Genomic DNA, 14,780 nt, shown 5'->3' with positions numbered 1-14,780 from the left:
GCTGGCGAAAGCTTTGCCGGCCGGCTGGCAGCAGTTCACCGTAAATGTCCTACAGAACGTGTCTGTGGCAAAAATGCCGGCCGCATCCCACCCTCAAGTCAGGTAGAATGCGCGCCCAGTTTTTGGAGAAGCGTATGACCCTGCTCAAATTCAGCGATGTGTCCCTTGCTTTCGGCGCTATGCCGTTGTTGGACAAGGTGTCCTGGCAGATCGCCCGTGGTGAGCGGGTGTGCATCATCGGCCGCAACGGCACCGGCAAGTCCAGCATGATGAAGCTGGTAAAAGGCGACCAGAAGCCCGATGACGGCTCTGTATGGCGCGCGCCGGGCCTCAAGATCGGCGAATTGCCGCAGGAATTGCCGGTGGCCGACGGACGGACAGTGTTCGACGTGGTTGCCGAAGGCCTCGACGGCGTTGGCGAGTTGCTCGCGCAGTACCATCACCTGGCGCAGAACTGCGTCACCGAAGCCGACCTGGACAAGCTCATGCACGTCCAGCAAGACCTCGAAGCCCGTGACGGCTGGCGCTTGCAGCAACTGGTCGACAGCACCCTGAGCCGCCTGCAACTGCCGGCCGACAAGACCCTCGCCGAGTTGTCCGGTGGCTGGCGCCGTCGCGTGCTGCTGGCCCAGGCGCTGGTGTCCGAGCCCGACCTGCTGCTGCTCGACGAACCAACCAACCACCTGGACATCGGCGCTATCGCCTGGCTCGAAGAAGCCCTCAAGGATTTCCAGGGCGCCGTGCTGTTCATCACGCACGACCGCTCCTTCCTGCAAAACCTGGCCACGCGCATCCTCGAACTGGACCGTGGCGGCCTGATCGACTGGAACGGCGACTACGCCAGCTTCCTGGTACACAAAGAAGCCTCGCTGGCCGCTGAAGAAACCGCCAACGCGCTGTTCGACAAGAAGCTGGCCCAGGAAGAAGTCTGGATCCGCCAGGGCATCAAGGCCCGTCGCACCCGTAACGAAGGCCGTGTACGCGCCCTCAAAGCCCTGCGTGTTGAGCGCAGTGAGCGCCGCGAGCGCACCGGCAAGGCCAATATCCAGCTGGACACCGCCGACAAGTCGGGCAAGCAGGTGATGGTGCTGGAGAATGTCAGCTTCCACCACCCGGATGGCCCGTTCCTGATCAAGGACTTTTCGATGGTCCTGCAGCGCGGCGACCGTATCGGCCTGCTGGGCGCCAACGGCACCGGCAAGACCACCTTGCTCAAACTGATGCTCAATGGCCTGCAACCGACCAGCGGCACCGTGGAAGAAGGCACGCGCATCGACGTGGCCTACTTCGACCAGTTGCGCCATCAGTTGGACCTGGAAAAGACCGTGATCGACAACGTCGCCGAAGGCCGCGACTTTATCGACATCGACGGTCAGAGCCGCCACGTGCTGAGCTACCTGGGCGACTTCCTGTTCAGCCCGCAGCGTGCGCGTACGCCAGTCAAAGCCCTGTCCGGTGGTGAGCGTGCGCGCCTGCTGCTGGCCAAGCTGTTCAGCAAGCCGTCCAACCTGCTGGTACTCGACGAACCGACCAACGACCTCGACGTGGAAACCCTCGAGCTGCTGGAAGAGGTTTTGCTGACCTTCAACGGCACCGTGCTGATGGTCAGCCACGACCGGGCATTCCTCGACAACGTGGTGACCAGCACCCTGGTCTTCGAAGGTGAAGGCAAGGTGCGTGAATACGTCGGTGGTTACCAGGACTGGATCCGTCAGGGCGGCTCGCCGCGCCTGCTGGGCGTGACCGAGAGCAAGTCCGGCAAGGCCGACCTGACCTCGGCAGTCGTGGCGCCTGTGGCCGCTGCTGCTGCACCGGTTGCGGAAGCTGCACCGGCGGCCAAGAAGAAGCTCAGCTACAAGCTGCAACGCGAGCTGGAAGCCTTGCCGGGTGATATCGACGCCAAGGAACAGCAGATCGCTGCGGTAGAAGCAGACATGGCTGACGCGGGTTTCTACCTGCGCCCGGCGGCGGAAACCGCCAAGGTGATTGCTTCCCTGGAAACGTTGAACCAGGAGCTGGAAGTGCTGATGGAGCGTTGGGCTGAGCTGGATGCCTGATTGATTCGCACGCCATAAAAAAGCCCGGCGCTCATCGGTATGATCGCCGGGCTTTTTATATGAAATGCGATTCGAAATGTGGGAGCTGGCTTGCCTGCGATAGCCTCACCTCGGTCTGCCTGAAGCACCGAGGTGCCTGCATCGCAGGCAAGCCAGCTCCCACATTAGATCTTCATCGGCCTTACGCGCTTTTTACCAGCTTGACCGCCAGCACATCGCACGGCGCGCCGTGCAGCACGTCATTGGCGGTAGAACCCAGCAACAACGCCAGGCCATGACGACCATGGCTGCCGACCACGATCAGGTCGCAGTTCTGCTCTTTGGCCAGGTGATGGATTTCCTGGCGCGGTTGGCCGTAGGTGAGGTGGCAGTCTTCCTTTTTCAAGTGCGGGTACTTGAGAATCAAACGGTCCAGGCGCTCTTTGGCCTGGTCAAACTGCTGTTGCTGCAACTGGGAAAGGTCCATGGGTACGTCGCCACCAAAGGCCATGGCCATGGGCTCGACGATATGCACGAGTGACAGCTTGGCGCCGTTGGCGATTGCTGAAGCCTGAGCGCGCTTGATAACCGGGTCGCACTCTTCGGTCAGATCGACCGCGACCAGGATATGTTTGTAGGAATGTTCGTTGGGCATGGCGCGTTCCTCCAGGAGACTGCAATAAGTTCAGTATGGCTGGTTTCAAGCGGATGGGTTGCGTCAGCTCAAATCCGCGCATCTAGAAATTCGGGAGTACACATATGACGGTCTGGATAGTGGTGTCAATCCTTCTGGTGGTTCTTAGCCCCCTGGCCTGGCTGCGCCCGTCGCGCCATCAGAGCGGGCGCATGGCCCTGCGCATGGAGGCGCGCCGCATCGGTTTGGCCATGCAATTGGCGCCACAGGAGTGGCCGCACTGGCTTGCGCAAGAGCCGCCGAGCCCCTGCGCGCAGTACTGCAGACCACGGCGGGGCAGCACGCCGGCCCAGTGGAGTTATTGGCAAATGTCGCCAGGCGTATGGGTCAATCAATGGCGTGAAGTGTGTGAGGATGAAAAGTTGTTGCCGCATTTTGCGACGTTGCCGGCCAACGTCTACAAGGTCGAGGCCGACAAGCAAATGATCGCCCTGTATTGGGGCGAGAAGGGTGAGGCCAGTGTGCTGAAGGACATCGATACGCTGCTCAAGGCCCTGGCATGACGCCATTAGCGTTAAAAGACAGGCATTAAAAAGCCCGACATCATCATCGGGCTGGAGTTGGCCAGGCAGGCCGGTAATTCTGTGTTCCTCGCGCCGGGTGTTCATCACGGGGCGCTTTGCGGTTGTCGCAAGCCTAGCGGCATATCCGATTCTGTACAGCCTTTTCCCACATCTTTTTTATTATTGATTCTGTGAATATTTGAATATTGACAGGGCGCAGGCGTGGGCGTGGAGTTCTGAACTGACTGGAAAGTCGCGTTTTTCCTGGCCTTTCGAGCGATTGACAATTGCCCTGAATTGGATGAAGGTGACGTACCCAAATCAAACGGGCGTATGAATTGAGCGTTTGTCTGTCAGACGACTCATACAGAACCCCGACTAGCGCATTGGCGGGTGTGCCTGGCGGATTGGCATGAGCATTGAGGCAACTATCAATGTCCAACCAATAGGCCAGCGTCCAGTGTGTACTGTTCAGCTTCCATATCGTGGAGATCAGTTGATGATTTACGAAGGTAAAGCCATCACGGTTAAGGCTCTTGAAAGTGGCATCGTCGAACTGAAATTCGACCTCAAGGGTGAGTCCGTCAACAAGTTCAACCGTCTAACCCTGAACGAACTGCGTCAGGCCGTAGACACCATCAAAGCAGATGCTTCGGTCAAGGGCGTGATCGTCTCCAGCGGCAAGGACGTGTTTATCGTCGGCGCTGACATCACCGAATTCGTCGACAACTTCAAGCTGCCCGATGCAGAGCTTGTGGCCGGCAACCTCGAAGCCAACAAGATTTTCAGCGATTTCGAAGACCTCAACGTGCCAACCGTGGCTGCCATCAATGGCATCGCGTTGGGCGGCGGCCTGGAAATGTGCCTGGCTGCAGACTTCCGCGTCATGTCGGCCACCGCCAAAATCGGCCTGCCTGAAGTCAAACTGGGCATCTACCCAGGTTTCGGCGGCACTGTGCGTCTGCCGCGCCTGATCGGCGCTGACAACGCGATCGAGTGGATCGCCGCCGGTAAAGAAAACCGTGCCGAAGACGCGCTGAAAGTCGGTGCAGTCGATGCCGTGGTTGCCCCGGACAAACTGGCTGAAGCCGCCCTGAACCTGATCAAAGGCGCCATCAGCGGCGAATTTGACTACAAGGCCAAGCGTCAGCCGAAGCTGGAAAAACTCAAGCTCAACGCCATCGAACAAATGATGTCGTTCGAAACCGCCAAAGGTTTTGTGGCCGGCCAGGCCGGCCCGAACTACCCGGCGCCGGTTGAAGCGATCAAGACCATCCAGAAAGCTGCGAACTTCGGTCGCGACAAAGCCCTGGAAGTGGAAGCGGCAGGTTTCGTCAAACTGGCGAAAACCTCGGCAGCACAAAGCTTGATCGGCCTGTTCCTGAACGATCAGGAACTGAAGAAAAAGGCCAAGGCCTACGACGAAATCGCCCGCGACGTGAAACAGGCTGCCGTACTGGGCGCCGGTATCATGGGCGGCGGTATCGCCTATCAGTCGGCGTCCAAAGGCACGCCGATCCTGATGAAAGACATCAACGAGCACGGCATCGAGCAAGGCCTGGCAGAAGCCGCCAAGCTGCTGGTGGGCCGCGTTGATAAAGGTCGCATGACCGCCGCGAAGATGGCTGAAGTGCTTAACGGCATTCGTCCTACGCTGTCCTACGGCGATTTCGGTCACGTCGACCTGGTGGTCGAAGCCGTAGTCGAAAACCCGAAGGTCAAGCAAGCCGTACTGGCTGAAGTGGAAGGCCAGGTTAAAGACGACACTATCCTGGCCTCGAACACTTCGACCATTTCCATCTCGCTGCTGGCCAAAGCCCTCAAGCGTCCGGAAAACTTCGTCGGCATGCACTTCTTCAACCCGGTACACATGATGCCGCTGGTGGAAGTGATCCGTGGCGAGAAGTCCAGCGAGTTGGCGGTTGCCACCACCGTTGCCTACGCCAAGAAAATGGGCAAGAACCCGATCGTGGTCAATGACTGCCCGGGCTTCCTGGTCAACCGCGTGTTGTTCCCGTACTTCGGCGGTTTCGCCAAGCTGGTCAGCGCCGGTGTCGACTTCGTACGCATCGACAAGGTTATGGAAAAATTTGGCTGGCCAATGGGCCCGGCGTACCTGATGGACGTGGTCGGTATCGACACGGGCCACCACGGTCGTGACGTGATGGCTGAAGGCTTCCCGGACCGCATGAAAGACGACCGCCGCTCGGCGATCGACGCGCTCTACGAGGCCAAGCGCCTGGGCCAGAAAAACGGCAAAGGCTTCTACGCCTACGAGGCTGACAAGAAGGGCAAGCAGAAGAAAGTGGCCGACCCGTCGGTTCACGAAGTGCTGGCTCCGGTCATCTACGAGCAGCGTGAGGTGTCCGATGAGGACATCATCAACTGGATGATGATCGCCCTGTGCCTGGAAACCGTGCGTTGCCTGGAAGACGGCATCGTTGAAACCGCCGCCGAAGCCGATATGGGCCTGGTGTACGGTATTGGTTTCCCTCCATTCCGTGGTGGTGCGCTGCGTTACATCGACTCGATCGGTGTGGCTGAGTTCGTTGCCCTGGCTGACAAATACGCTGATTTGGGCCCGCTGTACCACCCGACCGCGAAGCTGCGTGAAATGGCCAAAAACGGCCAGAGCTTCTTCGGTTAAGCGCCCAGACGACTAGAGCGAGAATATTTATGAGCTTGAATCCAAGAGACGTGGTGATTGTCGACTTCGGTCGCACGCCAATGGGCCGCTCCAAGGGCGGCATGCACCGCAACACCCGCGCCGAAGACATGTCGGCGCACCTGATCAGCAAATTGCTGGAGCGTAACGTCAAGGTCGACCCTAACGAAGTCGAAGACGTGATCTGGGGCTGCGTCAACCAGACCCTGGAGCAGGGCTGGAACATCGCGCGCATGGCGTCGTTGATGACCCAGATCCCGCACACCGCAGCTGGCCAGACCGTCAGCCGCCTGTGTGGTTCGTCGATGAGCGCGCTGCACACTGCTGCGCAAGCGATCATGACCGGCAACGGCGATGTGTTCGTGGTCGGCGGCGTGGAGCACATGGGCCACGTCAGCATGATGCACGGCGTCGACCCTAACCCGCACATGTCGCTGTACGCGGCAAAAGCCTCGGGCATGATGGGCCTCACCGCAGAAATGCTCGGCAAAATGCACGGCATTACCCGCGAAGCCCAGGACGCATTCGGCGTGCGCTCCCACCAGTTGGCCCACAAGGCGACCGTGGAAGGCAAGTTCAAGGATGAAATCATCCCGATGAACGGTTACGACGAGAACGGTTTCCTCAAACTGTTCGACTACGACGAAACCATTCGTCCGGATACCACCCTGGAAAGCCTGGCGGCCTTGAAACCCGCCTTCAATCCAAAGGGCGGCACCGTGACAGCCGGTACGTCGTCGCAAATCACCGACGGTGCTTCGTGCATGATCGTGATGTCGGCGCAACGTGCCCAGGACCTGGGCATTCAGCCGATGGCGGTGATCCGTTCGATGGCAGTGGCAGGTGTGGACCCGGCAATCATGGGCTATGGTCCAGTACCGGCCACACAAAAAGCCTTGAAGCGCGCGGGCCTGACCATCTCCGATATCGACTTCTTCGAGCTCAACGAAGCTTTCGCCGCACAGGCTCTGCCAGTGCTGAAAGATTTGAAAGTACTCGACAAGATGAACGAGAAGGTTAACCTGCACGGCGGCGCGATTGCCTTGGGCCACCCATTCGGTTGCTCCGGTGCACGTATCTCCGGCACTTTGCTTAACGTGATGAAGCAAAATGGCGGCAACCTTGGGGTTGCAACCATGTGCATTGGTCTCGGCCAAGGCATTTCCACCGTCTTCGAACGTATCTAAACGTTTCGCTGACGGAAGCCGGGGCCCAGTGCCCCGGTTTTTGTTTTTTGGAATTTTTAATATTTTTTTTCAACAAATTTTGCACGAGGGCCAAAGCATGAAAGTCGAACCAGGGCTCTACCAACATTATAAGGGCCCGCAGTACCGCGTTTTTAATGTGGCGCGGCACTCCGAGACCGAAGAAGAAGTGGTGTTTTACCAAGCACTGTATGGCGATTACGGCTTTTGGGTGCGCCCATTGAGCATGTTCCTGGAGACCGTCGAAGTTGACGGCGAGCAGGTCCCGCGCTTTGCTTTGGTGCAGGTCGAACCCAGTCTTTTTTCAGGGCAATAACGGCAGGCCGCGCAGAATGCTGCGCTTGACCTCACCTTGTTGCCACTATATATAGCGTTGCCGCGACAGGCGCCAACTGCCTTTCACTTCTCGAATTCAGGAATTTTCCGATCCATGGGCAAATCGCTGGTCATTGTGGAATCCCCGGCTAAGGCCAAGACCATCAACAAGTACTTGGGCAACGAGTACGTGGTGAAGTCGAGTATCGGCCATATCCGAGACCTGCCCACCAGCGGTTCGGCTAGCGCCAGCAAGGAGCCTGCCGCCAAGCGCGGCAAGGCCGCTGCGGGCGAAGGTCCGGTGCTCAGCCCTAAAGAGAAAGCGCGCAAGCAGCTGGTCTCGCGCATGGGTGTGGACCCGGATCATGGCTGGAAGGCCAAGTACGAAATCCTTCCAGGCAAGGAAAAGGTCATCGAAGAGCTGCGCCGGCTCGCCAAAGATGCCGACACCATCTATCTCGCGACGGACTTGGACCGCGAAGGGGAAGCCATTGCCTGGCACCTGCGCGAAGCCATCGGCGGTGATGACAGCCGCTACAAGCGTGTGGTGTTCAACGAAATCACCAAGAAAGCCATCCAGGAAGCCTTCTCCAAGCCGGGTGAGCTGGATATCGACCGTGTTAACGCCCAGCAGGCGCGTCGTTTCCTCGACCGCGTGGTGGGTTACATGGTCTCGCCACTGCTGTGGGCGAAAATCGCCCGTGGCCTGTCCGCCGGCCGTGTGCAATCGGTAGCGGTCAAGCTGGTGGTGGAGCGTGAGCGCGAGATTCGTGCGTTCAACCCCGAAGAATACTGGGAAGTCCACGCCGACCTGGGCACTGCCAAGGGCGCCAACGTGCGCTTTGAAGTGGCCCGTGAGAAAGGCGAGGCCTTCAAGCCGCTGAACGAAGCCCAGGCCATGGCCGCGCTGGAGAAGCTCAAGGCTTCCAGCTACAGCATCGTCAAGCGCGAAGACAAGCCAACCAGCAGCAAGCCGTCGGCGCCGTTCATCACGTCCACCTTGCAACAGGCCGCGAGCAACCGCCTGGGCTTTGGCGTGAAGAAGACCATGATGATGGCCCAGCGCTTGTATGAAGCCGGCTACATCACTTATATGCGTACCGACTCCACCAACCTGTCGCAAGACGCGGTGGCGATGGCGCGCACTTATATTGAAAGCGAGTTCGGCAAGAAGTACCTGCCGGAAAAGCCTAACGTCTACAGCAGCAAGGAAGGCGCACAAGAGGCTCACGAAGCGATTCGTCCTTCCGACGCCAACACCGAGCCAAGCAAGCTGAGCGGCATGGAGCGTGATGCTGAGCGCCTCTACGAGCTGATCTGGCGCCAGTTCCTGGCCTGCCAGATGCTGCCGGCGCAATACCTGTCCACCACCGTCAGCGTGGGCGCAGGCGACTTCGAGCTGCGTGCCAAGGGCCGTATCCTCAAGTTCGACGGCTATACCCGCGTGATGCCGCAAATCGCCAAGCCAGGCGATGACGACGTGCTGCCGGACATGGCCCAGGGCGACACGTTGAAGCTGATCAAGCTCGACCCGTCCCAGCACTTCACCAAGCCGCCGGCGCGTTACTCCGAAGCCAGCCTGGTAAAAGAGATGGAAAAACGCGGTATTGGTCGTCCTTCGACCTATGCGGCAATCATCTCGACCATCCAGGACCGTGGCTACGTAGCGCTGCACAACCGTCGTTTCTACTCGGAAAAGATGGGCGACATCGTCACCGAACGCCTGTCCGAGAGCTTCTCCAACCTCATGGATTACGGCTTCACCGCCGGCATGGAAGAGAACCTCGATGACGTGGCGCAGGGCGAACGCGACTGGAAAAACGTGCTGGATGAGTTCTACGGCGACTTCAAAAAGAAACTCGAAGTAGCCGAAAGCCCTGAAAGCGGCATGCGCGCCAACCAGCCGGTGATGACCGACATCCCGTGCCTGACGTGCGGCCGCCCGATGCAGATTCGTACCGCATCCACCGGTGTGTTCCTCGGTTGCTCGGGCTACAGCCTGCCGCCGAAAGAGCGCTGCAAGGCCACCGTTAACCTGGTGCCAGGCGATGAGATTGCAGCCGACGACGAAGGTGAATCCGAGTCGCTGGTACTGCGCGGCAAGCACCGTTGCCCGATCTGCAGCACGGCGATGGACGCCTACCTGCTCGACGAGAAGCATAAGTTGCACATCTGCGGTAACAACCCGGATTGCAATGGCTACGAGATCGAAGAGGGCACCTACCGCATCAAAGGCTACGAAGGTCCGAGCCTGGAATGCGATAAGTGCGGCAGCGAGATGCAGCTCAAGACCGGTCGTTTCGGCAAGTTCTTCGGCTGCACCAACCCGACTTGCAAGAACACGCGCAAACTGCTCAAAAGCGGTGACGCGGCGCCGCCGAAGATGGACCCGGTGAAGATGCCTGAACTCAAGTGCGAGAAGGTCAACGACACCTACATCCTGCGTGACGGCGCTTCGGGCCTGTTCCTGGCGGCCAGTCAGTTTCCGAAAAACCGCGAGACCCGTGCTCCGTTGGTGATGGAAATCGTGCCGCACAAGGACGAGATCGATCCGAAGTACCACTTCCTGTGTGAAGCGCCGAAGAAGGATCCCGACGGTCGCCCGTCCGTGATCCGCTACAGCCGCAAAACCAAGGAGCAGTACGTGCAGACCGAAGTGGACGGCAAGCCTACCGGCTGGAAAGCTTTCTACGACGGTGGTAAGTGGAAGGTCGAGGACAAGCGCCAGGGCGCTTGATCGGCTGATCTGCCAGCTACAAAGGCCGCCTGAAAAGGCGGCCTTTTTTTACGCTTGCAGGAAACTTGGCTGATCCGTGACACTGTTCAGCCAGCATCACGCTTATTTCGTTGTGGAGATTGCCGTTATGGCCAACGAACTCTATACCCGTACCAATCAGAAAATTTACTTCGCGGGTTTGTCCCTGGAAGCCCTTGGCCGCGCCGAGGAAGGGAAGGAGATGAATGCCATCGCGCTGGTCCAGGCCGGGCGTGAGGCGGCGTTGTTCCACCTCTATGGCGCTTTGCTGGGCCTGTGCCATGAAATTGCCGGGTTCTACCGCTTGCCCCAGGCGGGCGCACCACGCGCAGAAATGCTCATGAACCGCGAAGTGCTGGACAGCATGGCGATTCCTGAACTGGCCGAACTGGTGGAAATGGCGCAGAGCCCCGACAGTTGGGTTGCTCGATTGCTCAAAGCGCATGCGGATATGTTCCAGCCGCCGCGTGTTCCCCATGTGCCCAAGGGTGATGTGACACAGCCGCTGATCGTGGCCGTTGCGCTGGGAGAGGATGAGCCCAAGCCCTTGAGCCGCGAAGAGCTGGAAAGCTGGCGCCAGGAGCTGAAGAAGATGGCGTTGCGGTTTCGTGAAGGCTTGAACGAGTGTTAAGAGGTTTGCGCTGAACAAAGGTGGGAGCTGGCTTGCCTGCGATAGGCTGGGTCAGCTTGCCGGCCATTTGCTGATGCACCGTAATCGCAGGCAAGCCAGCTCCCACATTGAGAGCAGTCTTGCCGAAGAGCACCATTCATCAAGCCGTTAAGAAACCTGTTCAGATCCTCAGCGAGGCTGGGTGGATGACTGATATAATCCCGGCCTTTCGTGGAGAACAGACTTATATGCCAACGTCCTTTCTGGAAATTGTAGAGTTGCCTGACGGCCGAATCGAGCTGCGCAGGGCCGAGGACGAGGGTTCTCTGGTTATTTTGGATTTTTCCGAAGATGCAAAAGTGTTCCTGCAGGGCCAACATGTAGAAGTGGCAAAAGCCATGTTGAGCGTTGGTGTGCAGATGGCTGGTCGCCTGGCCGAAGGCGAGCCGGAGAAGGAAGATGGGCCGCGGGTGCTTCACTGAGTAGCAATGACGCGCTCTCGGAAGTGTTCTGACGACCGGGCTTCTGTGGCGAGGGAGCTTGCTCCCGCTGGGCTGCGAAGCGGCCCTGAATAGATTTAATGCGCTGTATCAGGTATTCCACGGTGCCTGGTTTTGGGGCTGCTGCGCAGCCCAGCGCGAGCAAGCTCGCTCGCCACAACAAGCTCACCTGCCACAACAGGCTCGCCTGCCATAACAAGCCCATCCATACGGCTGGCCTGCAGCAGATCCCATTACCCCAATCGAATATTCAAACTCTGCGCATCGCCCGTGCGCGCGGCGCTGATCAGCTGCTGCTTGGCTGTTGCATTCAGTGGGTTCAACCAGCTCACCACCGTGTGGCTGCGCCCCAGGCGCAAGGCTTCGCACGTCAGTTGCTGAGCACTTTGCGCACCGCGCGGTTGCAGCAGCAGGATGCGCTCACGGTTGAGCCCGGCGTCCCGCAGCCAGGCCTGGGTCAGGCTGGCGGGTGGGGCAATCAGCGTCAGCCAGCGTGCGTCCTGCTCCTCGCTCAATTCTCGAAGGATCGGCGCCAGCAGGCTCAGGCAGCTCCCGGCAGCACCGCGCAACGACAGTTCACTGAACGCCTCAGGTTCGGAGCCCCAAGGGGCCTCGACCGCTTCCTTGAGAATGGGCGCAAGGGGTTGGGCCATAAAGGCCTCGAACAGCGACAGTTGTGTGTGTTGTGGGGTGTGCACGAGTTGCATGGTGCCTCCTTTAGCGGCGAATAACGCCGACGCTCAAGCCTTCGATCACCAGGTCCTGATCTTTCAGGTTCACTTCAATCGGGGCGAACTCAGGGTTCTCGGCCATAAGCCAGACCTTGCTGCCTTCGCGCTTGAAGCGTTTGACGGTGACTTCGTCGCCGATACGGGCGACGACGATCTGACCATTACGGGCTTCGCGAGTGGTGTGGACAGCCAGCAGATCACCGTCGAAAATGCCCACGTCCTTCATGCTCATGCCGTGTACGCGCAACAGGTAGTCGGCACGCGGATGGAAGAACGTCGGGTTGATGTTGCAGGACTCTTCGACGTGCTGCTGCGCCAGGATCGGCGCACCGGCGGCGACGCGACCGATGATCGGCAGGGTCGATTCGTCGGCCTTGGCTTCAAAGCCAGGGATGCGAATACCGCGTGAAGCACCTGGGGTCATCTCGATCGCGCCTTTGCGGGCGAGGGCCTTGAGGTGTTCTTCGGCGGCGTTGGGGGACTTGAACCCCAGTTCCAGCGCAATTTCCGCTCGCGTTGGCGGGTAGCCGTTGTCGTCGAGGCAGCGCTTGATAAAAGCCAGAATCTCAGCTTGGCGTGGCGTCAGTTTTAGCATGTTGATCGCTCTGTCTTTTTATACAGTGACTGGAATTATATACAGTGAACTGCGCTTGGCAATCATCCTTTTTTGGCACTCCGCTGGACGGTCGTCTGTCACTCTTCCTGCAAGGCATAGACAGCGCTGCCTACAGGGCGCGAAGGATGTGATTAAATAGCGATGAAATAGATGACTGCCCGGCCGGAAAACGGCCTCGCAGGCTTGACAAGACACACCCTGAAACGTATGTTTCAAACAAGTGTTTGTCAGGCGGAGTAGCCATGGCCCAGTCGGAAACCGTTGAACGCATTCTCGATGCTGCCGAGCAATTGTTCGCGGAAAAAGGATTTGCTGAAACTTCATTGCGGCTGATTACCAGCAAGGCTGGGGTTAACCTCGCCGCTGTGAACTATCATTTCGGCTCGAAAAAAGCCCTGATCCAGGCGGTGTTCTCGCGCTTCCTGGGGCCGTTCTGCGCCAGCCTCGACCGTGAGCTGGAGCGTCGCCAGACCAAGCCCGAAAACAAGCCAAGCCTGGAAGACCTGCTGGAAATCCTGGTTGAGCAAGCCTTGGTGGTTCAACCGCGCAGCGGCAATGACCTGTCGATCTTCATGCGCCTGTTAGGGCTGGCCTTCAGCCAGAGCCAGGGCCACTTGCGCCGTTACCTGGAAGACATGTACGGCAAGGTGTTCCGTCGCTACATGCTGCTGGTCAACGAAGCTGCGCCGCGTATTCCGCCGATCGAACTGTTCTGGCGTGTGCACTTCATGCTCGGCGCCGCCGCGTTCAGCATGTCCGGGATCAAGGCGTTGCGCGCAATTGCCGAGACCGATTTCGGCGTCAATACTTCCATCGAGCAAGTGATGCGCCTGATGGTGCCATTCCTTGCCGCCGGCATGCGCGCCGAAACCGGCGTGACCGACCCGGTCATGGCCGCCGCCCAGTTGCGTGCGCGCAGCAAATCTACGCCGGCCGTCGCCAAGGCGTGATTGCCCCAGGTGTGCGCGGCGGCTAAGCTAGCCGCCATGCCGATTTCAGCTATTTACTCGCAACCCGTTGTGCTCGCTGCGCTTATTACGCCAGGTGAGGGCAACGGGTTGTGTGCGTTATTTAAGGAAAGTTTATGACTGCTGCCCTGCAAGGTTCGTTAATGGTCGATGTGGCCGGTACTTGGCTGACGGCCGAGGATCGCCAGTTGTTGCGCCAGCCTGAAGTGGGCGGGTTGATCATTTTTGCGCGCAATATCGAGCACCCGCGGCAAGTGCGCGAATTGAGCGCGGCCATTCGCGCGGTGCGCCCAGACCTGCTGCTGGCGGTCGATCAGGAAGGCGGGCGTGTGCAGCGCCTGCGCCAGGGCTTTGTGCGCCTGCCGGCCATGCGCCTGCTGGCGGATAAACCCAACGCCGAATACCTGGCCGAGCAGTGCGGCTGGATCATGGCCACTGAAGTGCTGGCGGTCGGCCTCGACCTGAGCTTCGCCCCGGTGCTTGACCTCGACTACCAACGCAGCGCCGTTGTTGGCACCCGTTCCTTCGAAGGCGATCCGGAGCGCGCTGCCGTGCTCGCGGGTGCATTCATTCGCGGCATGAACAGCGCCGGCATGGCGGCCACCGGTAAACACTTCCCGGGCCATGGCTGGGCCGAGGCGGATTCCCACGTCGCGATTCCAAACGACGAGCGCAGCCTGGAACAGATTCGCGCAAATGACCTGGTGCCTTTCGCACGCCTGAGCAAGCAATTGGCGGCGGTGATGCCGGCCCACGTTATTTATCCGCAAGTGGACGCACAGCCCGCGGGTTTCTCGCGTCGTTGGTTGCAGGACATTCTGCGCGGCGAGCTGCAATTTGATGGGGTGATTTTCAGCGATGACCTGTCCATGGCCGGCGCCCATGTGGTCGGTGATGCGGCCAGTCGAATTGAGGCGGCGCTGACGGCCGGTTGTGATATGGGGTTGGTGTGTAATGACCGTGCTGCTGCGGAGCTGGCACTGACTGCGGCGCAGCGCATGAAGGTCACGCCGTCGGCGCGGATTGCGCGGATGCGTGGGCAGGCGATTGCCTCTACGGAGTACAAGCAGGATCCGCGTTGGCTGGTGGCGCTTACCGCGTTACGCGATGCTCAGTTGATCGACTGAACACCGCGTCGCTGCCATCGCAGGCAAGCCAGCTCCCACTCTCGATTTGTGAATA

Annotated in this window: 13 protein-coding genes; 10 read left to right on the top strand and 3 right to left on the bottom strand. The window is 59.3% G+C overall.

Features of this window, described 5'->3' with window-relative positions:
* Positions 1 to 134: 134 nt before the first annotated feature.
* Positions 135 to 2,057, top strand: coding sequence for an ATP-binding cassette domain-containing protein (locus GIW48_RS17510; RefSeq protein WP_017137414.1), 1,923 nt, complete (start codon positions 135 to 137; stop codon positions 2,055 to 2,057).
* A 181-nt stretch (positions 2,058 to 2,238) separates the two neighbouring features.
* Here the strand turns inward: GIW48_RS17510 and GIW48_RS17505 are convergent, their stop codons facing one another.
* The gene (locus tag GIW48_RS17505; RefSeq protein WP_176991220.1) at positions 2,239 to 2,691 is read right to left on the bottom strand and encodes a universal stress protein; all 453 of its coding nucleotides are present in this window, start codon (positions 2,689 to 2,691) and stop codon (positions 2,239 to 2,241) included.
* Positions 2,692 to 2,795: 104 nt separating this feature from the next.
* Here GIW48_RS17505 and GIW48_RS17500 point away from each other — a divergent pair, with 104 nt between their 5' ends.
* The 7 genes from GIW48_RS17500 (at position 2,796) to GIW48_RS17470 (ending at position 11,265) form a co-directional block, all read left to right on the top strand.
* Positions 2,796 to 3,233 (top strand): hypothetical protein, encoded by a 438-nt coding sequence (locus tag GIW48_RS17500; RefSeq protein ID WP_177032564.1) that lies wholly within the window; start codon positions 2,796 to 2,798, stop codon positions 3,231 to 3,233.
* A gap of 499 nt (positions 3,234 to 3,732) precedes the next feature.
* Positions 3,733 to 5,880: a fatty acid oxidation complex subunit alpha FadB gene (gene fadB, locus GIW48_RS17495; RefSeq protein ID WP_099548674.1), complete on the top strand. Its 2,148-nt coding sequence runs from the start codon at positions 3,733 to 3,735 to the stop codon at positions 5,878 to 5,880.
* Between the two features lie 29 nt (positions 5,881 to 5,909).
* Positions 5,910 to 7,085 carry an acetyl-CoA C-acyltransferase FadA gene (gene fadA, locus GIW48_RS17490; RefSeq protein WP_017137418.1) on the top strand — a complete coding sequence of 392 codons (1,176 nt, stop codon included), beginning with the start codon at positions 5,910 to 5,912 and terminating at the stop codon, positions 7,083 to 7,085.
* Positions 7,086 to 7,182: 97 nt separating this feature from the next.
* Positions 7,183 to 7,419 carry a DUF1653 domain-containing protein gene (locus GIW48_RS17485; RefSeq protein WP_017137419.1) on the top strand — a complete coding sequence of 79 codons (237 nt, stop codon included), beginning with the start codon at positions 7,183 to 7,185 and terminating at the stop codon, positions 7,417 to 7,419.
* A 114-nt stretch (positions 7,420 to 7,533) separates the two neighbouring features.
* Positions 7,534 to 10,155, top strand: coding sequence for a type I DNA topoisomerase (topA, locus tag GIW48_RS17480; RefSeq protein ID WP_099548675.1), 2,622 nt, complete (start codon positions 7,534 to 7,536; stop codon positions 10,153 to 10,155).
* Between the two features lie 127 nt (positions 10,156 to 10,282).
* Positions 10,283 to 10,804 (top strand): DUF6586 family protein, encoded by a 522-nt coding sequence (locus GIW48_RS17475; protein ID WP_026013729.1) that lies wholly within the window; start codon positions 10,283 to 10,285, stop codon positions 10,802 to 10,804.
* Positions 10,805 to 11,031: 227 nt separating this feature from the next.
* On the top strand, positions 11,032 to 11,265 hold the full coding sequence (locus GIW48_RS17470; protein ID WP_010212068.1) for a hypothetical protein: 234 nt from the start codon (positions 11,032 to 11,034) through the stop codon (positions 11,263 to 11,265).
* Positions 11,266 to 11,516: 251 nt separating this feature from the next.
* On the opposite strand, the gene sulA is transcribed toward GIW48_RS17470, so the two are convergent.
* Positions 11,517 to 11,990: an SOS-induced cell division inhibitor SulA gene (sulA, locus tag GIW48_RS17465; RefSeq protein WP_170038815.1), complete on the bottom strand. Its 474-nt coding sequence runs from the start codon at positions 11,988 to 11,990 to the stop codon at positions 11,517 to 11,519.
* A gap of 10 nt (positions 11,991 to 12,000) precedes the next feature.
* A complete protein-coding gene (lexA, locus tag GIW48_RS17460) occupies positions 12,001 to 12,609 on the bottom strand; it encodes a transcriptional repressor LexA (RefSeq protein WP_017137423.1) in 609 nt (202 codons plus the stop codon).
* A gap of 263 nt (positions 12,610 to 12,872) precedes the next feature.
* Here lexA and GIW48_RS17455 point away from each other — a divergent pair, with 263 nt between their 5' ends.
* Both GIW48_RS17455 and nagZ read left to right on the top strand, forming a co-directional pair.
* A complete protein-coding gene (locus tag GIW48_RS17455; protein WP_017137424.1) occupies positions 12,873 to 13,580 on the top strand; it encodes a TetR/AcrR family transcriptional regulator in 708 nt (235 codons plus the stop codon).
* 134 nt (positions 13,581 to 13,714) lie between these two features.
* Positions 13,715 to 14,725: a beta-N-acetylhexosaminidase gene (gene nagZ / locus GIW48_RS17450; protein ID WP_017137425.1), complete on the top strand. Its 1,011-nt coding sequence runs from the start codon at positions 13,715 to 13,717 to the stop codon at positions 14,723 to 14,725.
* The last annotated feature ends 55 nt before the right edge of the window (positions 14,726 to 14,780 follow it).

This window comes from Pseudomonas sp. PA-6-3C, from assembly GCF_021605825.1.
GTDB lineage: Bacteria > Pseudomonadota > Gammaproteobacteria > Pseudomonadales > Pseudomonadaceae > Aquipseudomonas > Aquipseudomonas edaphica.
Note: the sequence above shows the minus strand (reverse complement) of the source record. Positions and strands in the feature narration are given on the sequence as shown.